This is a genomic window from Paenibacillus sp. J22P90 (assembly GCF_059692195.1).
In genome coordinates this window covers 26,237-47,875 of sequence record NZ_JCAUAY010000002.1, presented here as the reverse complement: position 1 = coordinate 47,875, position 21,639 = coordinate 26,237, and the positions used below count along the sequence as shown (strand labels likewise).

Below are 21,639 nucleotides of genomic sequence, written 5' to 3'. Positions count from 1 at the left end.
GGGAGCAGCGAGCATGTGGAAAATTGCGATCGTGGATGACGACTTTCAGGTTTTGCGAGGCTTGCGACATATTATTCCATGGGCTGAGCTGGACGCTGAATTTGCTGGCGAGGCGATTGACGGTGAAAGCGGACTGGAGTTAATACGTGACGTAGAGCCCGATATTGTCATTACAGACTTATATATGCCTGGCATTAGCGGCATCGAAATGATCGAGAAATTGCGCGGAGAAGGCTTTCAGGGCAGGTTTATTATCCATAGCGGGTACACAGACTTTGAGTATGCTAGGCAAGCGATCCGGCTGGATGTGGATGATTATTTGAATAAACCGATCACAATTGAACAAATTCGTGAAGTGTTGTTTCGAACAATTAGTCAACTTGAAGATTTTTATTTGGAAAAAATGGAAAAGAAGAGGCTTGTTCGTTTTGTGCAAAACTATGAGAAGCAAATGGCAGACGAACAGCTTGCAGCGCTGCTTAAGGGGACGCTTCAAACCAATGCGGCTGACTTAAAGCTGCCCAATTTAGAAACGTACTGGATGGACTATGATCAACAAGTTGTCGTACTTGAGCTGGTGAAAACAGACAGGATCACCGATATTTCGGTGGCGGATTGGCATTTATTTCGCTTCGCCATGTCCAATATAACGAAGGAATTGACGCAGCAGGAATGGCCAGAATCGGAATTTATTTGGCTATACGGCCCGTATTCAGCATTAGTTTTGCATATTCCCCGCAATGAGACAGCAGAGCAATGTCTGAACAGATCAGGAGTATTCATCGAGACACTGACAAGCAGTATGCTGCGGTATTTAGGCTTAACAGTGAAAGCAGCCGTTGGTGCGAGGATTTCCCATTGGGCAGATTTGAAAAAGTCCGCAGATGGTGCCTTCGAGTCATTGCAAGATGCCCAGCAAGGGCATGGTGCAGTGGAACTGGTTCGATATCTCTCGCAATCTTTGCTCGAAAGCAGTGAAGATGAGCTATGGGCGAATATTCAGCGTTTCATTGATCGGCAGGAAAACTCGACGAAAGGCAGTGACCCCAAGCTGTTTTACCGGGTGCTCGCTACGGAGATTTGGACACTTCTGCAATTTGCCGCACAGCAAGCAGAGATGATGATCATCCCAACGGATGACAATGAGTTGGTCACTACGACAGATACGATTATTAATCGTGTCGATGTGGAAAGCTTTTTACAAGCGAAAGTGAAGAGTATTGGGTTGAAAAGGCAGCCAGCGATCTCCCAGAAGCATAAGGTTGCCGTCGATTTCATGCTTGGATACATCCATGAGCATTACGCGAAGGACATAACGATGGATGAGCTCGCAGGTCAGTTATATATTTCGAAAAATTATTTGAATCAGCTGTTCAAAAAGGTGACTGGGGAAACGTTTATGAACTATGTCATTCGTGTAAGACTTGAGCGGGCGAAAGCACTGCTGCTAGAAGGCAATCTATTGATTTACGAAGTTGCAGAGCAGGTAGGATATCAAAATGTGCCATATTTTAGCACTCTTTTCAAGAAATATTGCGGAATTAACCCGAGTGATTTGCTGAAAAAGTAGAATCTCCCACCCGCTTGTTTGAAAAACTGAAAGAAATCAGTTCGATTCTCTCCTATACCGTGTGTGCATTCAGCGATACGATATGGGTGTGAGTTCGACATTTGCGAGAGGGGTAATTATACAATGAAAACAAAATTAATGACTGCTGCACTATCACTTGTTGTCATGGCTTCGCTAACGGCTTGTGGGGGGAAAGAAGAACCTAAAGCCTCCGGTTCCGCAGCTCCTGCAGCTGCGACAGTTAAACCAGCGGAAACACCAAAGGCAGAACCAGCCGCTCCAGTTAAATTGCGCATTGCTTGGTGGGGCGCTCAAGAACGTCATGATGCGACGCAGAAGGCTCTTACGCAGTATACGGCGCTTCACCCGAATGTTACTTTTGAAAGCGAATTCTCGGGTTGGGACGGTTACTTCGACAAGCTTGGCGTTCAATTCGCAGCGAAAAATGCCCCTGATATTATCCAAATGGATGCAGCCTACTTGAATGAGTATGTCGCTCGTAATTTGGTTGCAGATCTTGCAAGCGTTAATGTAGCGGATATGGATAAAGCGCTTCTCGAGTCAGGTAAAGTTGGCGGTAAGCTCTTCGCGATGCCGCTGGGAACTGCCGCACTTGGCATGGCTTACGATAAAACAGTCATCGAAAAGCTCGGCTTGAAGGCGCCAGCATGGGATTGGACTTGGGATGACTATTACAAGTTCGGTCAAGAGGCGAAAGCTAAACTTGGCAAAGATAAATACGTTTTCGTTGATCAAAGCTCGGATTTAGTTGATTACACAGCGTACCAGCTTAGCCAAGGCAAAGGTCAATCGTTCACTGATAACAAGCTTACGATTGATAAAGATACTTGGGTTAAGTACATGAATAAACAAACTGAAATGAGAAAAGCGGGAATTGTGACTCCTGCGGACATTACGGTAACGGACAAAGAACTTGATCCTAAGCTGGACAGTGTTGTTAATGGTACTGCGCTTGCTCGTCATATTTTCTCCAATCAAGTAGGAGCCATTAGCGGTCTTAAACCAGACGCCTTCTCCTTCACAACACTTCCTAAAGCAGCACAAACGGGTGGCTGGTTGAAGCCAGGTATGTTCTGGAGCGTGAATGCAGGCTCTAAACAACAGGAAGAAGCGAAAAAATTCGTTGAATGGTTCATTAACGACCAAGAAGCCGGAAAAACATTGGCGCTCACGCGTGGTATTCCAGGCAATGCCAAAATCGTAACGACACTTGCTCCTAATTTTAGCGCGACTGACAAAACCTCCGTGGACTTCATTAATAAAGTGGGTCCGGCTGCACAGAAATTCGTAGCTGAACCGCAAGGCTGGGGTAACTTCAAGAAAGACTACAAAACGATCGTCGAAAAAGTAATGTTCGATAAAGCAACAGCGGATCAAGCGTATGAGGAATTAATGAAAAAAGCGAAAGAGTACGATGCAGCAGTGAAAAAATAGGATTGCATAGAATCATGGCGTTGTCGCTTCTTAGGACGCGCCATGATTTTTTCATTCGATAGGGGTGTAGAGATGAATTTACATATTAATACAAATTTAAGTATGCGACTAGGTGAGAGGATTTCAATTTGTCCGCCGGATCGATTGGCTTCTCCGGTTCGTCATGCTTTGCAGATGCTAGTTAGAGATTTCAGGACGGTGCTCAGTGCTGAGACAGTTACCGTGAACGATCCAAAGCAGGCGGAGCTTGTCGTTCGCTATGCAGTGGAAAGCGATGGCTGTGCGGTACATCCGGAAGCATTCGCAATTCGTTTTACGCATGATGGTGAAAAGACGCAGCTACATATCGTTGCTAACGATGATTTGGGTCTTGTATACGGTATTCTACACGTGAGCGAGAAGGTGTTAGGGATTCATCCGTTTTGGTTCTGGATGGACCAGTCGATACAGACACATCCTTCGATTGACGTGAACTGTGTTCCGTATGACGCTCCCGTTGCTAAAGTCAGATTTAGAGGCTGGTTTGTGAATGATGAAGTATGCCTCATCGGTTGGAAAGAAGCTTACCCGCCATCACGTGAAGTCTGGCTGCCAGTCTTTGAAGCGTTGCTGCGTTGTGGCGGAAACATGGTCATTCCGGGAACGGATCTGCCGAAGACGGGCATTCATTTGGAGCTTGCGGCAGAAATGGGGCTTTGGTTGACCCATCACCATGCGGAGCCATTAGGCGCAGAAATGTTTCTGAGAGTCTATACAGGCAGATCGGCCAGCTATAAGGATGCTCCTGAATTATTTGAAAAGCTATGGTTGGAAGCCATTGAGAAGCAAAAAGACCAAAACATCCTATGGGTGCTCTCATTCAGAGGGCAGGGCGATAAGCCTTTTTGGGAAAATGATCCCTCCTTTGATACGCCAGCTAAGCGAGGGGAAATGATTTCCCGTGTCATTTATCGCCAGCATGAGATGATCAAGGAAGCTGTTGAAAATCCCGTCTATTGTGTGGCTTTATACGGAGAAATTGCCGAGCTGTACAAGGGGGGCTATATTGATTTGCCACAGGATGTAATTAAGATCTGGGCCGATAATGGTTATGGCAAAATGGTGTCGCGCAGACACGGCAATTTGAATTTGCGCATGCCTGCGCTGCCAACAGCGGAAGACGGGGGGAAGCATGGAATCTATTATCATGTGACCTTCCATGATCTCCAAGCGTCGAATCATCTCACCATGTTTCAGAGCTCCGCAGGCTTTGTTAAACAAGAAGTGGAGCGTGCATTTGAAGTGGGATGCACTGATTATCTCCTGCTGAATTGCGGAAATATTCGCCAGCATGTGTACATGCTCGATATCATTCGCGAGCTGTGGCTTCAAGGAAAGATGGATACAGCGACACATTTACATGCATTTGTTCAGCGGTATTACACTAGTTATCAGGATGAAATCGCTGACTTATATCAAACCTATACAGATGCAGCCATCGCTTATGGGCCTAATGCCGATGATCGAGCTGGGGATGAATTTTATCATCATCCTGCGCGCAGACTGATTGGCCATTGGTTGCAAGGGCGTACGAGTGAAGCGGACAAAGGCTTACTTTGGGCGACGGGGGAAGTGAGTTTCGCTGAGCAGGTAAGTTGGTTCGAACAGCGTAGTGAAGAAGGTCTTACTTCTTGGTCACAATGGGTTGAGAAATGTGATGCGCTGCTCAGCAAGCTGGATGGAGGGGAAAAGCAGCGGGTTATGGACCACTTGTGGCTGCCGGGCATCCTTCATCAGACGGGTTCCGAGGGCTTGCTCTGGCTCTGCCGCTCCTATGCTGCAGCTCGCAGTGAGCATTATGCGCAAGCTTTTGTATATGCTTCAGAGTCGTTGTGGTGTTATAACAAAGGCTTACAAGCACTCCGCTTATCTGAACATGGCAAGTGGGCGAATTTCTATCGTGCAGATTGGTTGACCAATATTGCAAGCACCGTCAATAATGTGGATACACTTCGCCGATTCCTTCGGATGCAAGGGGATAGTCCTGATTTCTTTCACTGGTACAAAGAATACCTCATGCCAGAGACGGAGAAGTATATCTACTTGGAGAACACGCATCGGAATCCGCTGCCAGATGATGAGCTTGCGGTTCAATTGAAGAACTATTTTAGTAAGCAATCGTAGCGCAGTTTGAACCATTCCTTATTCAGACGTATAATAACAGGAGCTCTAGATAAAGGATGATGGTACTCATGACTGACAATGATGGAAGGATCTATATCCGTTTTCTGGATGTAGAAGACACAGATGACTTGCTGAATCTCATGCAGCGTAACCGTCAATTATTTGAGGGAGTATGCCCTGCGCGTAATGAATCTTTTTATACAAGAGAAGTGCAACAGAAAGGCATTGAAAATGGGAACAAACAAAGAGAAGAAGATAAGCGATACGCTTTCGGTATTTTTCTAAACGAAACACAACAACTTATTGGTGATATTTCGCTGTTTGAAGTACAGCGCGGGCCGCATCAGAAATGTATTCTGGGCTATAGTCTGGACGAGGCGCATAATGGAAAAGGTTACATGTCAGAAGCCATTCAGCATGTACTACAATTTGCTTTCATGGAAGCGGGATTGCTGCGGGTAGAAGCGGGTGTTATGCCTCGCAACTTAGGTTCGATCCGAGTGCTGGAAAAGGCTGGGTTTCAGCGAGAAGGGCTCGCTCGCAAGTTGCTGGAAATTAACGGCGTGCGTGAGGATCACGTGATGTTCGCTATGTTGGCTGAAGATTTTAAAAGTGAAAAATAAATAGAGTTGGAAGAAAACCGTAGATCCCTAATCTGCGGTTTTCTTGTTTCACAAGCGCACTGAACAAAATTGCTATTTTTAGCTAGTGGTAATGCAAGAATTTAGAAACCAATTTCTGTACGATAAAAGGGAAGTAAGGCAAACCTATTAAGGAGGCAAACGCGATGTCGCAAGTGACGAACTTTCAATTAACAGAGGAAATGGTTAACCAGTTCTACCGGGAGGGGTATTTCTACGCGCCAGGTTTTATTACAGCAGAGACAGTGGCAGCGATTAATAAGGAGAATGCGGAGTTTGCACATACGAAAGGGAATGGGGAGTGGAAAAGTCATGCCATTATTGATATCGCCAAGGAAAGGGATGCGTATCCTGAAACAACAAGCTTTCTGACGAATGCGGACGTTGTTCGTGTTTTTGAACGTATTTTAGGCGATGAAGTCAAGCTCTGGATGGGGATGTATGCGGTCGTGGATCCTCAGGGGAAAGGGTTAGAGTGGCATCAAGATAACCAATATACCCATATTCTTGGTCATATGTTGAATGGTTTTATTGCTTTGGATCATATATCCCAGGAAAATGCAGGACTTTGGCTTGCTCCAGGCTCACATTTGTTGGGGCGCCAACCGAATCTAAATACGGAAGAGGGGCATAGGCGCGCAGCGGAGCCGGCGAATGGAGCGCCATGTAACCCGATGGCACCGGGGGACGCGGTGTTTTTTCATCGCGAGACGCTTCACCATAGCAAAATGAACCATACCGATAAGCCAAGACGAGCTTATGCGTTCCAGGTTGCTTCGGCAAACTGTCGGTATGCCAAGACTGGTAAGCTGCTGGAGGATCGTGTGCAGTTGTCTGGATTTCATTCTTAAGTTCACTTGATGAGTTTATCGCTTGCGATATTCTCTCGGAGTCAGCCCGTGCAATGATTTGAACACTTTATTAAAATAGCTGGCTGACCCGAAGCCGCAGGTTAGGGCAATTTCTGTAATAGACAACGTGGTAGAAAGCAGCATATGTCCCGCATACTGCAGTCTCAGCCGGATGATAAATTCATTCGGGGTTAATCCAGTCACATCCTTAAACCTCGTATAGAACCACGTTCGTTTAAGGTTCGATCGTTCAATCACAGCGTCCATATCCAATTCTTCGGACCAATGCTCCATCATGTACTCGACAGCAAGTACGATGCTGCTTGGGGAGGAAGCTTCCATTTGCGGATGCGACATTTGTGTTTGGTAGTATCTGTGCATATGAACTAGCATTTGAATCATCATGGCTTGTTGTTGAAGCTCCCAGTCGGGCAGGGCTTGCTTGCCCTCCTCAAGGGCTTCAATGGCAAGCCTTTTTACTGCTTGTGCGAAGACGCTTGATGCCGGGATGAGCGGAGACGTATAGGTTGTGTAAAATGGTGTAAGTAAACTGGAGCCTCGAGGGATAAAGCCGACGAAGGCTGGGGAAAAGAGCAGCATAATCCAGCGACTAGATTGGCCCTCATGTTGGGTCAAATTCCAATGCGGCTCAAAGGGGCGCAGCAAGACAATATCGCCAGGCTCCGAATAATAAATGGCGTCTCCGATCTTATATTTCATGCCATAGTCAAGCGCAATGCTGACCTCAAGCGCATCGTGCATGTGCAGCTCATGGTCGGTAAATTCGGCGAATTTCTCTTGAATGCTGTACCCGGAAGTTAAAGCGATGGTCTGATACCGCAAAAGTTAGCCCCTCCTCATTGTGTTTTCCCTACATATGAGTATAACTTTTTTCTAAAATGAAGTCTTTTACTAATCAAATGATTATCATATGAGCTAGTGATTATGACTGGTTAAAGAGACCTATTTTTACCTCAGAAAGTTAATTTATGTAAAAATGATTATTGCCGCACCTGGTAATCACTGGATATAGTCGGGAAGTGACATCGGAACAAGCTAGTTCCTGTCTTGGAAAACGACATCATTTGAAGGAGGCAATGTAATAATGAAAAAGCTTAAACCTGCGCATACCCTTACGGCGCTAGTCTCATCCACGCTGATCGCGGGCATGATGGTGATTCCTTCCGTTTTTGCAGCTAATCTATTCAGCGACAATTTTGATGATGGGGATGCAAGCGGTTGGTCGACGCAGAATGGCACTTGGACGGTCGTTCAAGACAATGGCTCCTACGTGTATCGCCAAACCAGTTCAAATGAGGGACGCGCATCAACAGGAAATACGTCATGGACGGATTATGCCGTTGAATCGAAGGTGAAAATCGATAATTGGAACGGAACCAACCGTGCGTATGTTGCGGGGCGTTATCAAGATGGCAACAATTTCTATGCCGCATCTTTGTATAACAGTAATGGAGGGAAGCTTGAAATTCGCAAAAAAGTAAGCGGTTCCACTTCGACGCTGGCCACCGTGGATTATCCACTTGCAGCAGGTACATGGTATACGGTAAAGCTAGAACTCTCAGGCTCCACAATTCGCATGTATGTGGATGGTGTGTTACAGCTTACAGCAACAGATACGAGCCTAAGCTCTGGTGGCATTGGGTTAGTCGGTTACAAAGCAGCTGCAAGCTTTGATGATATTCTAGTTACTGATAGCTCTGGTTCAACATCGACACCAGCGCCAACGCAATCGCCATCACCGTCACCATCTGCCTCACCGTCGCCTTCGCCTTCACCATCCGTTCCACCTAGCGCTTCGCCATCACCTACGCCTCCTCCAACGGCGGGCGCAGTGTATGTGGATCCGAATGGCTCATCTAGTAATCCAGGGACATTGGCAAGTCCTACGACACTTAGCTCGGCGCTAACGAAGGTAGCTCCTGGCGGCGTCATCTATTTACGTGGCGGCACGTATAGCTATAACGCTCAAATTACGATTGATCGTACGAATAATGGTACATCGAGCGCGATCAAAACAATCATGCCTTATGGTTCAGAGAAGCCTGTCTTGGATTTCTCCTCACAGAGCTATAATTTGGCAGACGTTTCCCTGAATGCAAGGGGGTTGCAAGTCAATGGCAGCTACTGGACGATCAAGGGACTGGAAATTAAAGGTGCCGCCGATAATGGCGTATACGTAGCAGGCAATAACAATCGTTTAGAGAACTTGGATGTCCACGACAATAGGGACACTGGCGTACAGCTAGGAAGATATGCTTCCACAGCGCTGCGCAGCGAATGGCCAGCGAACAATACCATTTTAAATGTGTATTCTCATGATAATTTTGATCCTGATAACGGGGAAGACGCCGATGGATTTGCAGCTAAGCTAACCACGGGGCCAGGGAATGTGTTTGATGGTTGTATCTCGTCTTACAACACGGATGACGGTTGGGATTTGTATACGAAATCAGAAACGGGACCAATTGATCCGATCACGATTAAGAACAGCGTAGCGCATCATAACGGTCAAACTTCCTCGGGCAACTCGACAAGCTCCAGTGATGGGAACGGTTATAAATTGGGTGGGGAAAAAATCGCAGTCAACCATATCGTTACAAATTCCGTTGCTTATCTCAATAAAAAACACGGATTTACGTTCAATAGTAATCCAGGATCCATCACCTTGACGAACAATACGTCGTTTAGCAACGGTGAAGGCAATTTTACATTTGACACCGGCACGCATACATTCACAAACAACTTGTCCTACAAAGGAACTTCAAGTGATAAAACGAGTGGAACCGATACAGCAAGCTCAAATGTATGGTGGAAAAGCGGCACAAGCACGAATGCAGCAGGCCTCCTAGCGAGTGATGCGGATTTCGTAAGTTTAACACCAACGCTCACACGCAATGCTGACGGTTCTCCGAACTTAGGCAACTTCTTGAAGCTTGCCACAGGCAGTGATTTGATCGGTGCGGGGACTCCTAGCGGAACAAATATTGGTCGGAATTAACGAATGGGACTATGCTCCGCCTGCCTTATGGGAGGTGGGGCTTTTATTATAAATGTACAAGAACCGTCTGGGGGAGATGACCTAGGCGGTTCTTTGTGCCCTGAGTCGTACGGTATCTTAAAAAAAGACATAGAGCTATAAGTATAGACAACGACAAAGGGGGACAACGAGAGTAACATTGAGTCGGAGGTTGATTTATTAGGAAGGAGAGCGCTGCTATGCTTCACAAATTCTTGCCAGCTCCCGTGAACGGTGGATTCCACATGGATGATTATTGGGTCTGGTGCGGATCCGCCGTTCAAGGGGACGATGGCAGATTCCATTTATTTGCCTCTAGGTGGCCTAAATCTCTTCCGATGCATCCGGGCTGGTTGGTTTCTTCCGAGATCGTTCGAGCTGTTTCAGATCGACCCGAAGGACCATACTCGTTTGAAGAGGTGGTACTGCCCGCACGAGGAGCCGAATATTGGGATGGTCGCAGTACACATAACCCTCATATTGTTAAGCATGAAGGCATGTATCTATTGTATTACATGGGGTCAACGCATCCTTTTCCTGATCCGATAGAGGGAGATGGATTTGGTCTGCAAGATCCGCGATGTATCGTTGCTCGAGCGAACAAGCGCATTGGATTGGCGGTGTCGGCTAGTGTGTTTGGACCCTGGCATCGGCGTGATGAACCTATTTTGTCAACAAGGCCAGGCAAGTTTGATAGCTTCTTAACGTCCAATCCTGCCCCTTGTATAAATGAAGATGGTTCAGTGCTCTTGATCTATAAAGCTAGACAATATGTAGGCTATGAGCATGGGAATATGACTTTTGGGGTTGCGCGAGCAGATCATTACGAGGGTCCTTACAGGGTGTTAAGTGAAAACCCGATTTTCCCGCCTGACGCGCATTTGGAAGACCCTTTCGTGTGGCGAACAGATTTCGGATATGCCTTGATAGCGAAGGATATGGATGGCCATCTATCCGGTGAAAAGTACGGTGGCATATATGCTTCTTCAAAGGATGGTATAACGTGGGAAATCCATCGTTCACTTGCGTATTCTCGAAACGTTACTTGGGATAATGGGATCACCCGAACCATGGGTAATTTAGAAAGGCCATTTCTCTTGTTTCAAAAGGGTCAGCCAACACATTTATTTGCAGCTACATCCGATGGTACCAAGGGCTTCCATGACGCCACACAAACGTGGAATATGGTGATTCCATTAGCTCTTGAATAAGCAACATCAGAATGGAGGGACGATGATATGTCTAAAACAGAAGCGATCACGGAGATCAATCTCGCGCTGCATTGCGAAGTAATCTGCAGTTCAGAAATGACAGATAGGATGGGCCTTCATGCGGTAGATGGTGCCTTAGATACCTATTGGCAGCCATTAAGCTCCGATAAAAAGGATAATAACAGCGTATGGATCATGGTTGATCTAGGTGACTGCTACTTGTTCAATGGTGTTCAATTGAAGCTGGCATCCGGTTTCATTCATAAATACCGTATTCTTCATTCTTCAAACGGAGTAATTTGGCATGAAGCTTTTAATCGGGAAACGTCGAGAGGCGGGATCAGTGTAGACGAAGTGGCGCTTTTTCCAAAAGTGAGCGGACGATACGTAAACTTGGTAATGGAGCTCTTTGATCCGGAGCGAGATTTACAGCTCATTAATTTCGGTATTTTTGAACGGCTAACGATTCCTTCCGGCCCCTTGTTAGATCGCGTAGTTTGCACGGTTGAAGGTCGCGCTTACGATCAGGATGATACATTAACGATACAAGTGAACAACCGAGTGGCACTGGCGCTGAAGGGGAGTCTAACAGACGGTTCGGATGTCGACTTCACGAATGAGGATATCTCGATCAGAAGCAGCAACGAGAACGTGGTGAAAGTAGATGAGAATAACGAGATAACCAGTCTCAGGTCCGGCATCTCACAGATGATAGTTAGCGTCACATTTGACGGGGTGAAGAAAGAGGCCACCTTTTATATAGATGTGTATAATCCTGCGGAATGGTTGGTGGATATCGATCTGGTACATCCTTCTTTGGTCATGGATATTGGTCAGCCAGCTTTTTTAGAACTAGGTCATACCTATCCAGGACTGCAGGTTAAACCTGCTGTAGCGATGCATATGCAAATTTCATTAGTGAACACGTCAACGGGACTGCTGGTAGGGAGCTTTCCTGAAAGTAAATTGGCAGCGGGCACGGCATCGATGTTTACATTTCCAGGCGAAGTGAAGGAGCCTGGTACATACCAGATAAATATGGTGATGGAAGTAGAAGACGGTCACTCCTATTATGATGCTTGTTATTTTACCGTTAAGCCCCCTCATACACACACAGAAGGGCAAAGTGAAATCGTACATTTTGATAAAAAAGGGAAACTAGTTTATGTACCTGATTTCAAAGGGAATCAGATCATCGATTTTTCAAACTGTGGTTACAGTGGAGGTGGCGTAGCAATCCCTGATGTCGTACCTGTCATTTCACTTGATCCCATACAGGGGGATAATACGACACACATTCAGGCAGCAATTAATCGGGTCGCTGATCTCCCTCTATCTTCGTCGGGCTTTCGTGGTACTGTCCTTTTGAAAAAGGGCATCTACCCCGTAGATGGTACGATAGAGATTCAGGCAAGCGGCATTGTCGTACGTGGTGAGGGGGAAGCCGAGGGTGGAACCTTACTGCATGCCACAGGAACGAAGCAGCGAAATGTATTTGAAATAAGGGGAGAATCAGCCCCTAGGCTGCTGCCTGAGACGCAGACCTCCATTTGTGATCTTTATGTGCCATCGGGAGCACGAACGATCCATGTTAGTGATGTATCCTGCTATCGGGTTGGAGACACCGTCAAGGTGCTTCGCTATGGAAATGAACGTTGGATTCATGCCATTGGTATGGATGCGATTCGCTTGAGGCCAGTAGCAGGCGGAACTGCTCAATGGCTTCCGTTCCAGCTGGAGTTCGACAGAGTGATCACTCATATAGATGGCAATCGTATTACACTAGACGCTCCAATCGCGAATGCAATTGAAACCCGCTGGGGAGGCGGGTCGCTAATCAAATACGAGGATGCAGGCCGAATAGAACAGATCGGTATCGAATATTTGAGGGTGGTCGTTTCCTATGATCCCACGATCCATGAGTCGCGAATCGATGGCAATGAGGGCAGTGAACCATACCTGGCTGACGAGCAGCATGCGATTAATTTCATTGATCTGGATTATGTTAAAAACGCGTGGATACGCAATGTCGTTGGCTTCCATCTCCAGCATGCACTGGTGCAGGTTGGACGCGATGTGAAGTGGATAACCATCCAGGATTGTGCAGCTTATGATTTTGTCAGCTTGGTTACGGGAGGACGTCGGTATGCGTTCCATCTTATGGGTGAGCTAACACTTGTCCAGCGAGCCTACTCGGAAACGGCAAGGCATGCCTTTGCCGTTGATGCGCGTGTTGCAGGACCGAACGTATTCCTCGACTGTGAGTCGCAACAGGATTACAACACAAGTGAACCGCATCATCGCTGGTCGGTTGGCTGCCTCTATGACAATGTAAAGAGCCGGATCCATATTCAGGATCGAGCCTGGTTGGGGAGCGGGCATGGCTGGTCTGGGGCCAACTATGTCACTTGGAATACATCCAATGAGCTGGTCTCGCAACAACCTCCAACCGCTCAAAATTATGCGTTAGGACATGTTGGAAGTAAAGGGAAATCAGTTCTTCCAAGTCCCTATGATCAGCGGCAGCGCAAGGAAGCTTTCTGGGAAAGCTTCGGGAGTCATGTTGAACCGCGCAGTCTATATAGGCAACAGTTGCAAGACCGTTGCATACTGCCTAATCTCACATGAGGAGTGAACTGTAATGGGCCTATGCAATTGAGCATGGGCCTCTTCTAATGCGTTCACCTCTACATTTAAATAGTCATTTTAATTAATGAGGGTAGGTAGTTTCGATTTTAAAGATAAATTTACGATTATGATGATAATTATTTTCTTTGATTTATATTAAATTGGAGGTGAGTGTACGCACTCCACATCAAGGAAAGGAGTTCACAGAGTAAGGAGAATTCAATGTTCAAATAGCAATCCAAATCAAGGGAGGATGTATTTATGGGGAAAGGTAAAAAAGTAGGAATTATTCTGCTATTGATTAGTTTGTTAATTACCATGATTCCACTTGCAGGCTATGCTGCGGATGCGAAATTGTCAGTCGCACCATCAGGAGTGACGGCAAGTAGCGATGATGGGAATGTACCAGCTAATACAGTGGATGGCAACTTAACGACGCGTTGGTCAGCAAGCGGAGACGGGCAATGGATTAAATACGATTTGGGCTCCATTAAAAAAGTATCTTACATTAAAATCGCTTTTATAAGTGGGGATACAAGAACGTCGACTTTCGATATTCAAACCTCTACGGATAATGTTACTTTTACGACGGTTCAAGCTAATGTGACGAGCAGCTTAACTACTGCCCTGCAGACATTTGATTTTCCCGATGTTGACCCGGCTCGTTATGTGCGAATTGTCGGACATGGCAACTCCAACAACTTGTGGAACAGTTACACCGAGGTAGAAATTTACGGCGACACTTCTGCAAGCGCTTCCGTGGACACAAAGTTCTCTGTCTCAGGGTCTAACGTGACCGCTAGCGCGGACGATGGGAATGTCCCTGCTAACACGGTGGATGGAAACTTGACCACTCGCTGGTCAGCTAGCGGCAATGGACAGTGGATCAAGTATGATTTGGGCTCGAGCGTCAGGGTTGCCTATATAAAAATAGCCTTTGTAAGCGGGGATACGAGAACCTCGACTTTCGATATTCAAACGTCCACGGATAATGTGAATTTCACGACGGTTCAGTCCAATGTGACGAGCAGTTTGAACACAAGCTTACAAACGTTCGACTTCCCTGATGTAGCATCAGCTCGTTATGTGCGAATTGTTGGTCACGGCAACTCCAACAACTTATGGAACAGTTATACCGAAGTAGAGATTTATGGTGAAGCTCCTGTCATACCAGGTGTTTCTGTTTCCACTTCCGCCCAGTTAGCAACCGCTTTAAGCAATGCAATTGCAGGTACAACGATCGTATTAGCAAACGGGACTTACTCACAAACAGGACCCTTTGTCTTGAGTAACAAAAACGGCACCCCAAGCAGCCCGATCACGCTTAAAGCTGCGAATCAGGGGCAGGCGATTATTTCTGGCGGGGCTTCTCTTCAAATTGTAAACTCGTCCAATGTCGTGATTGAGGGATTGAAATTTACAAACTTAGGAAATACAGGACTCCTTTTAGATGGATCCAACAACATTCGCGTTACGCGGAATCAATTCGCACTTCAAGCAACGGGGAGCACCCTAATCTGGCTTCAAGTTAGCGGAGTTAATAGTCATCATAATCGAATTGATCATAATGACTTTGGACCGAAGAGCGACACAGATCCTCTGATCGCTTATCAAGGCGACAACAACGGGAACATTTCACAGTATGACGTAATCGAATATAACTATTTTCATGATGTGGGGCCATGGGTGGCCAATGGGAAAGAAACGATACGCCTTGGCTTATCGGGAATCTCATTATCTAATGGATATAATACGATTCAATACAATTTATTCGAGAATTGCGATGGGGAGCCTGAAATCGTTTCTGTGAAAAGCAGTAACAATACCGTTCGCTACAATACCTTCAAGACGTCCAAGGGGGGACTCACCTCGAGACATGGGCATAACAACTCCTTTTACGGCAACTATTTCCTAGGTGATGGTGTAGAATCGGAACAAGCAGGAATCCGCATTTATGGAAACGATCATAAGATTTACAACAATTACATGGAAAATCTAACAGCTAACGCGATTATTCTTGATAATGCTGATTATGATGGTGGTACAGGTGGTTATCCTTCCAATCCATCAGCGGATGACTTGAGAGAACAATGGAAAATTTACCGAGCACAAGTGGTCAACAATACGATTGTGAACAGCACGACTGGAATTATCGTTGGTTCTGGTAAACCTTTAGCTCCACAGGACAGCAGAGTGGCTAATAATATCGTCCGAAATTCCACAGGAACCCTCTATAATGAAGTTGGAACCACCAACACGGTATTTGAAGGGAATATGGGTTACGGCGGTACAGTTAGCAATAATGGTTCGAGGACATCTGCCCAAATTTGGAACATCAATCCGCAATTGACGACTGTAAACGGGTTGCAAAAGCTATCATCCAGCAGTCCTGCCATCAACGCTTCGGTGGGAACCTACACTAATGTGACAGAAGATATGGATGGCGAAACACGCTCGACCAATGATGTTGGAGCAGATGAACGGTCTTCGAGCACGTCCTTTGGCAAACACCCATTGGTTGCATCTGAGGTTGGACCTAATGCGCCATAATCGTGTACGTGTAAACGGTATCATTTTATTTAGTGCAAGGCAGGATTCTTAGTTCGAAAGGAGAATAGTATCCTTGTGTTTGCGTTACTTCCAAAATTTTGTGATCCAAGACACCTTTTATGAATGGGACTAACTCAGCATAATTAATGTGTGAGGGGAAGAAGAGAACATGGCAGGAAACAAGGCAGTTGTCTACAGCAAACCAGGAAGTGTTGAGATTCGTGACACCGATTATCCTGAATTAGTTCTTAAGGATGGACCAGGCGTTAACCCATTGAATGTCGGAAGAAAATGTGAGCATGGGGTTATCCTAAAGGTCGTAACAACGAATATTTGTGGCAGCGATCAACACATGGTGAGAGGTCGGACAACGGCTCCGTCAGGACTCATTTTAGGTCATGAAATTACAGGTGAAGTTATTGAAGTTGGGCGCGATGTGGAATTTATTAAAAAGGGAGATTTAGTATCCGTACCTTTTAATATTGCCTGTGGTCGTTGTCGCAGTTGTAGAGAACGGAACACGAATGTTTGCTTAAATGTGAACCCAGATCGACCAGGCTCTGCCTATGGGTATGTTGACATGGGTGGATGGGTCGGCGGGCAATCGGAATATGTCATGGTTCCTTATGCGGACTTTCAGTTGCTGAAATTCCCTGACAAGGAAAAAGCCATGGAGAAAATCCTTGATTTGACGATGCTCTCGGATATTTTCCCTACAGGCTATCATGGTGCAGTTAGCGCGGGGGTTCGTCCAGGATCGACGGTGTATGTAGCTGGAGCAGGACCAGTTGGACTGGCAGCAGCTCATTCCGCACAGCTGCTTGGTGCAGCCGTAGTTATCGTTGGGGACCTGAATGCAGAGCGACTAGCACAAGCGAAAAGCTTTGGCTGCGAAACGGTTAATTTGCGTGAGAACGCTGATTTAGCTGGCCAAATCGATCAGATTCTCGGATCGCCTGAAGTGGACTCGGCCATTGACTGCGTAGGCTTCGAAGCACATGGTCATGGCAAAGCGCATGGGGAAGCACCTGCAACCGTACTCAATTCCATTATGGAAGTTACCCGTGCAGGCGGCAGTTTGGGGATTCCGGGACTTTATGTAACGGGCGATCCAGGTGCAGTGGATGAAGATTCCAAAATTGGTACATTAAAAATCCGCTTCGGACTGGGCTGGGCGAAATCGCATACGTTTGTAACGGGTCAAACACCTGTTATGAAGTATAACAGAGATCTGATGATGGCGATTCTCAGCGGCAGGGCACAAATCGCCAAAGCGGTGAATGCGACACTCATTTCTTTGGCAGATGCACCTCAAGCTTATCAAGAATTCGATCGTGGTGTTTCTCGCAAATTCGTTATTGATCCGCACGGACTTGTAAAATAAAATGTTTATTTCGGGGCTGTCCTATTTATAGGGCAGCCTTTTTGCGTGCGAACAATTTGCTGCAGGTAATGACATTTGCATATGCTCCTGAATACCATGTTATAGATGCCTAAGCCCACTGGACGTTAGAAGAAAAGAAAGGATATGATCGTCGACAATGAAAAAGACATATAAGCTCAATGAAATCGCGCGAAAACTTAGAAAAACGCAAGCAACGATTGTGGAATGGTCAAGGCAATTTGGTGATTTTCTTCCAACCATCGCTGTAGGGGGAACCTATAGATACACCGATGAGGCTTTGGAGGTATTTATAATCATTTCAAAAATGAAAGATGCCAATAAATCAATTAAAATGATTAGCGAATATTTACAGGAAATGAGCCAGAAAGGAATTCGTATTCCTAAAAGTGAGGAGATTCTTGTAACGCCTTCACCTGCGCTTACTCCTGTTTCTGTCCCTGTCACTGAAGTGAATGTACCTCTAACCGAAAACAAAGTTACTCCCCATTTAAGCAATGAAATCTTGGAATTACGTAATCTCGTACAGTTTCTAACGCAAAAAATTGAAGCGATAAAAACGCCGAAGCTAACAAACGAACAAGTAGATGATAGTCAATTGGTTGGCATATCTTCCATTTCGAGTGGTAGACAAGTCGCACCAACGAAAAATTACGTCAACGTTCTGTTCGATCAGCTCTCGGATGAAGTGGCGGAGCTTCGGAATATTGTGCTTACTTTTATGGAAAAGATGATTGAGGTCACGAAGGATGCTAATCAAGATGAGCGGTATACCAACATGGCTAAAACGTTGCACCTACATTTTAATGGCATTTCCGAAGAGGTTGCTGAGCTGCGCAATATTATTAAGATTTTTACGTCCAAGGTAGCTGAGGTCATTGAACAAGACGACAGCAGCGAAGTTGCCGCTAATATGGATGTGCTTAATAACCAATACAAGCATGTTGCGGATCAGGTTCAAGAACTGCAGCACGTGATTTATACGGTTCAACCAAAGCAAGTGGAAGTTCTGGAGCAAGAGCTCAAAGGTGAAATAGTTGCAGTAACCAAGGCGCTGCAAGAGCAACTGCAGGAGCAACAAAGTGAAGGGTTCACGAAGTTGGAAGATGAGCTCCACATTTTCAAGCATGAGTTCCCTAAGTTGATCGAAACGTTGGCAGAAAATTTCCGGAGTGAACTGGTCACATCAGCAAGTGAATTGGCCAATACAACAAATGAACTGCAGGAGCAACTTGATGAAAGCGTCTTAAAGTTGGAGCTAAAGTTCCAAGCCCTTCAACCCAAAATAGCGGAAGCGAAAGAGCAAAATCTCGTTATCAGGGGGGAAATGCATGCAGCAGTAAGTGGCTTGCAGGCAGCAACAAATGAGCTGCGAGCAACAACAAATGAGGTACAGGCGCAACTTCATGTAAGTGTTTCGAAGTTGGAGCAAGAGCTCCAGGCTGTTCAACCCCAAATTGTCGAATCGAAGGAGCAACATCTCAGCCTCAGGGGGGAACTGCTAGCAACGACAAGTGAGTTGCAGGCAGCAACAAGTGAGCTGCAAGCAGCAGTAAGTGAGCAGCAAGCAACGACAAGTGAGTTGCAGGCAGCAACAGGTGAGCTGCAACAGCAGCTTCAGGATAGTATCTCGAAGTTGGAGCAAGAGCTCCAGGCTGTTCAACCCCAAATTGTCGAAGCGAAGGAGCAACATCTCAGCCTCAAGGGGGAACTGCAGGCAGCAGCAAGTGAGTTACAGGCAACAACAAGTGGGCTGCAAGCTACAACAAGTGAGTTGCAAGCAACAACAAGCGAACTGCAAGCAACAACAACTAAGCTGCAACAGCAGCTTCAGGATAGTGTTTCGAGATTGGAACAAGATATTCTTATCATTCAACCGAACATCACAGCAAAGTTGGAGCAAGGCCTCAGTGAAGGAATGCAAGCAGTGTCAAGTGAGCTGCAGAAACAACTGCAAGAAAATATTTTGAAGTTGGAACAAGAGCTTCAATCTTTTAAACCTCAAATCACAGATGTGCTGGAGCAGAATCTCCGGAGTGAAATGCACGCAGCGACATATGAATTGCGAAAGCAGCATAAGGAAAGTATTACAGAATTAGAGCAAGAGTTGCATAAAAATTACAATATAAGCGCTGAGCGGTTAACTGAGCTCATTGAACAAGCAGTTACCAACCAAGTTGATTCTAATGAAGATGTACTCAACCAACGGTTTGATAATATTTCAATCCAGTTGACTTCCCAGCAACGATTGCTGGATAAGTTGGCTAAATTTCTAGGCATATAAAACATGGAATCACTGAAGAACGTCACACAGTCTGTGTGACGTTCTTAGCGATTTTTAAGGAGTGATGACGGGGGATGTCCCATCTTTTTTCTGAAAACGCGGTTGAAGTAAGCGGGATCACAATAGCCCAGAAAGTCTGAGATTTGTGCAATAGACATTGAGGTGTTCATGAGCAAATCTTTGGCAGAAGTGATGCGAATGTTATGAAGAAATTCGATCGGCGTACAACCAAGGACATCTCGAAACACAGACGTAATATAGTTTGGATGTCGATCAAAATGCTCCGATAATTGCTCAATGCGCAGCGGTTCCCGATAATGCTCGATAATAAATTGTTGGATCTCGGCTACAAGTGAATGTTTTTTGGTTGGAGAAGGCATGTCCAATTCCCGATTAAGCCCAGCTAATTGTTCTAATAAGATTCCCTCGCAGGAGTGCTGATAGTAAGGAGCTTGCGCGAGCCAAAGTTGATGCATGGTTATACATCGTTGTTTATAGAACAAATGATTGCGAAGCTTCAAGTGTACAACTTGTTGGAGATGCACCAAGGGAATGTCCGTCTCCGAGCCAACTGTTGAAAAATGAATGGAATAGGAGGCATGAATCCGATCTTTAGCGATGTCATAATTTCGTTGCAAGCCTGCTGGAATGAAAATAAGATCGCCTTTGCAAACGGTGAATACTTGCTCGCCAAAGTAATAGGTGATTTGCCCCTCAAGTCCCAGCAAAACGGAGTGCCATTCCGGTAAGAAAGTTGATTTGTGTGAATATCCAGGCTGCAGCTCGTTATAGTTAATGTAGTGAAAATGAAACAAGGCGTTTTCTCCTCTCCCTACTCATTTGAATTATAACCTGAGAATTGTTCAGAAACTAATAGTATTGTTAATTCTCTCTCTATTCCCATGCAGCTATAATTAAACTATACCACAGACGGTAAATGAACTTAGGAAAAGGTGAAAAATTATGATGCAATCAGGAAAAACGTTCTCAATGTCTCAGTATACCGAAGAAGGATATTGCGCTCCTGTACAAGTATTGTCATTAGAGGAAGCTGAGAAGGGGTATGAACGGTTTTTTCAAAAAATTGAACAATCTAAGTATCATCCAGGTGGAACTACGATGGATATGGCAGGCTGGCATATTCGAAATGAGTGGGTTTATAACATTGCAACCCATCCAGCCATATTAGGTCCGATTTCCGAGATTCTTGGCGAGAACATTATTTTATGGTCAACGAACTTCTGGTATAAGGAGCCTCGCAACGAGAAACGCATTCCGTGGCATCAAGATATTCATTACTGGCCGATGGATCCGCCGATTAACGCAACAGCATGGCTCAGCTTAGGTTTTTCCGTTACAGAAAATGGATGTCTAAGAATTATTCCTGGAACACATATTGATCTTGTCGAACATAAACCTGTAGATCCTTCAGATAAGTCGTTTCTGACAAGTGAAATTGACGCATCGCTCGTTGATGAGAGCAAAGCGATCGATATCGAATTGACACCAGGGCAAGCGGTGTTTTTCACAGAAACGATCTTTCACGGTTCAGAAAGAAACACGTCGAACATCCCGCGAGTTGCCTTAAGTCTTCGTTTTACAACACCTGAGGTGAAGATGGGCTGGGATCCAGAGAAAAATCCGAACTGGCGAGCATTTCTAGTTAAGGGTGTAGATCATTATCATTATAATGATCATTTAGTTGGGATTGCGCCTGGTCGACAAGAGGATGGTCAGTAATAAATGGTACGAGTTCCTGATGGAAATATCGGGAGCTCTTCTTTTATTTTTTCAATAAACGAGGGTGGGGGAGCATTGTCAAGCTGGAGAATAAATGTTTGAGTTGC

The 21,639-nt window shown here is 45.6% G+C and carries 13 protein-coding genes and 2 pseudogenes; 13 read left to right on the top strand and 2 right to left on the bottom strand.

Annotated elements, in window-relative coordinates:
- Positions 1-13: 13 nt before the first annotated feature.
- From AC58UX_RS05120 to AC58UX_RS05100, 5 genes are all read left to right on the top strand, one after another.
- Complete coding sequence (locus AC58UX_RS05120; RefSeq protein ID WP_497250147.1) at positions 14-1,570, top strand: response regulator transcription factor; 1,557 nt, start codon at positions 14-16, stop codon at positions 1,568-1,570.
- 123 nt (positions 1,571-1,693) lie between these two features.
- The gene (locus tag AC58UX_RS05115) at positions 1,694-3,025 is read left to right on the top strand and encodes an ABC transporter substrate-binding protein (protein WP_497250145.1); all 1,332 of its coding nucleotides are present in this window, start codon (positions 1,694-1,696) and stop codon (positions 3,023-3,025) included.
- A 72-nt stretch (positions 3,026-3,097) separates the two neighbouring features.
- On the top strand, positions 3,098-5,188 hold the full coding sequence (locus AC58UX_RS05110; RefSeq protein WP_497250143.1) for a glycosyl hydrolase 115 family protein: 2,091 nt from the start codon (positions 3,098-3,100) through the stop codon (positions 5,186-5,188).
- Between the two features lie 68 nt (positions 5,189-5,256).
- Positions 5,257-5,811, top strand: a complete 555-nt coding sequence (locus AC58UX_RS05105; protein WP_497250141.1) for a GNAT family N-acetyltransferase — start codon at positions 5,257-5,259, stop codon at positions 5,809-5,811.
- A gap of 164 nt (positions 5,812-5,975) precedes the next feature.
- On the top strand, positions 5,976-6,680 hold the full coding sequence (locus AC58UX_RS05100) for a phytanoyl-CoA dioxygenase family protein (RefSeq protein WP_497250139.1): 705 nt from the start codon (positions 5,976-5,978) through the stop codon (positions 6,678-6,680).
- Positions 6,681-6,695: 15 nt separating this feature from the next.
- Here the strand turns inward: AC58UX_RS05100 and AC58UX_RS05095 are convergent, their stop codons facing one another.
- Entirely contained in the window at positions 6,696-7,523 is an 828-nt protein-coding gene (locus AC58UX_RS05095) for a helix-turn-helix domain-containing protein (RefSeq protein ID WP_497250137.1), read from the bottom strand.
- Between the two features lie 262 nt (positions 7,524-7,785).
- Here AC58UX_RS05095 and AC58UX_RS05090 point away from each other — a divergent pair.
- The 7 genes and pseudogenes from AC58UX_RS05090 to AC58UX_RS05060 all read left to right on the top strand — a co-directional run.
- A pseudogene (locus AC58UX_RS05090) lies at positions 7,786-8,379 on the top strand (3-keto-alpha-glucoside-1,2-lyase-like domain-containing protein); the annotation flags it as partial.
- 111 nt (positions 8,380-8,490) lie between these two features.
- Positions 8,491-9,699: pseudogene (locus AC58UX_RS05085) on the top strand (right-handed parallel beta-helix repeat-containing protein); the annotation flags it as partial.
- A gap of 218 nt (positions 9,700-9,917) precedes the next feature.
- Positions 9,918-10,928: a glycoside hydrolase family protein gene (locus tag AC58UX_RS05080; RefSeq protein ID WP_497250135.1), complete on the top strand. Its 1,011-nt coding sequence runs from the start codon at positions 9,918-9,920 to the stop codon at positions 10,926-10,928.
- Positions 10,929-10,955: 27 nt separating this feature from the next.
- Positions 10,956-13,556, top strand: coding sequence for a discoidin domain-containing protein (locus tag AC58UX_RS05075; protein WP_497250133.1), 2,601 nt, complete (start codon positions 10,956-10,958; stop codon positions 13,554-13,556).
- 261 nt (positions 13,557-13,817) lie between these two features.
- Complete coding sequence (locus AC58UX_RS05070; protein ID WP_497250131.1) at positions 13,818-16,106, top strand: chondroitinase-B domain-containing protein; 2,289 nt, start codon at positions 13,818-13,820, stop codon at positions 16,104-16,106.
- A gap of 169 nt (positions 16,107-16,275) precedes the next feature.
- Positions 16,276-17,490: a formaldehyde dehydrogenase, glutathione-independent gene (gene fdhA, locus AC58UX_RS05065; protein WP_497250129.1), complete on the top strand. Its 1,215-nt coding sequence runs from the start codon at positions 16,276-16,278 to the stop codon at positions 17,488-17,490.
- Positions 17,491-17,647: 157 nt separating this feature from the next.
- A complete protein-coding gene (locus AC58UX_RS05060; RefSeq protein ID WP_497250127.1) occupies positions 17,648-19,792 on the top strand; it encodes a MerR family transcriptional regulator in 2,145 nt (714 codons plus the stop codon).
- 44 nt (positions 19,793-19,836) lie between these two features.
- On the opposite strand, the gene AC58UX_RS05055 is transcribed toward AC58UX_RS05060, so the two are convergent.
- Positions 19,837-20,607, bottom strand: coding sequence for a helix-turn-helix domain-containing protein (locus AC58UX_RS05055; RefSeq protein ID WP_497250125.1), 771 nt, complete (start codon positions 20,605-20,607; stop codon positions 19,837-19,839).
- Positions 20,608-20,758: 151 nt separating this feature from the next.
- On the opposite strand from AC58UX_RS05055, the gene AC58UX_RS05050 reads away from it, so the two are divergent.
- Positions 20,759-21,532 (top strand): phytanoyl-CoA dioxygenase family protein, encoded by a 774-nt coding sequence (locus AC58UX_RS05050; protein WP_497250123.1) that lies wholly within the window; start codon positions 20,759-20,761, stop codon positions 21,530-21,532.
- The last annotated feature ends 107 nt before the right edge of the window (positions 21,533-21,639 follow it).

Coding starts and splice junctions, on each gene's coding strand:
- AC58UX_RS05120 (WP_497250147.1), top strand. CDS start 14: ATGTGGAAAATTGCGATCGTGGATGACGACTTTCAGGTTTTGCGAGGC.
- AC58UX_RS05115 (WP_497250145.1), top strand. CDS start 1,694: ATGAAAACAAAATTAATGACTGCTGCACTATCACTTGTTGTCATGGCT.
- AC58UX_RS05110 (WP_497250143.1), top strand. CDS start 3,098: ATGAATTTACATATTAATACAAATTTAAGTATGCGACTAGGTGAGAGG.
- AC58UX_RS05105 (WP_497250141.1), top strand. CDS start 5,257: ATGACTGACAATGATGGAAGGATCTATATCCGTTTTCTGGATGTAGAA.
- AC58UX_RS05100 (WP_497250139.1), top strand. CDS start 5,976: ATGTCGCAAGTGACGAACTTTCAATTAACAGAGGAAATGGTTAACCAG.
- AC58UX_RS05080 (WP_497250135.1), top strand. CDS start 9,918: ATGCTTCACAAATTCTTGCCAGCTCCCGTGAACGGTGGATTCCACATG.
- AC58UX_RS05075 (WP_497250133.1), top strand. CDS start 10,956: ATGTCTAAAACAGAAGCGATCACGGAGATCAATCTCGCGCTGCATTGC.
- AC58UX_RS05070 (WP_497250131.1), top strand. CDS start 13,818: ATGGGGAAAGGTAAAAAAGTAGGAATTATTCTGCTATTGATTAGTTTG.
- fdhA (WP_497250129.1), top strand. CDS start 16,276: ATGGCAGGAAACAAGGCAGTTGTCTACAGCAAACCAGGAAGTGTTGAG.
- AC58UX_RS05060 (WP_497250127.1), top strand. CDS start 17,648: ATGAAAAAGACATATAAGCTCAATGAAATCGCGCGAAAACTTAGAAAA.
- AC58UX_RS05050 (WP_497250123.1), top strand. CDS start 20,759: ATGCAATCAGGAAAAACGTTCTCAATGTCTCAGTATACCGAAGAAGGA.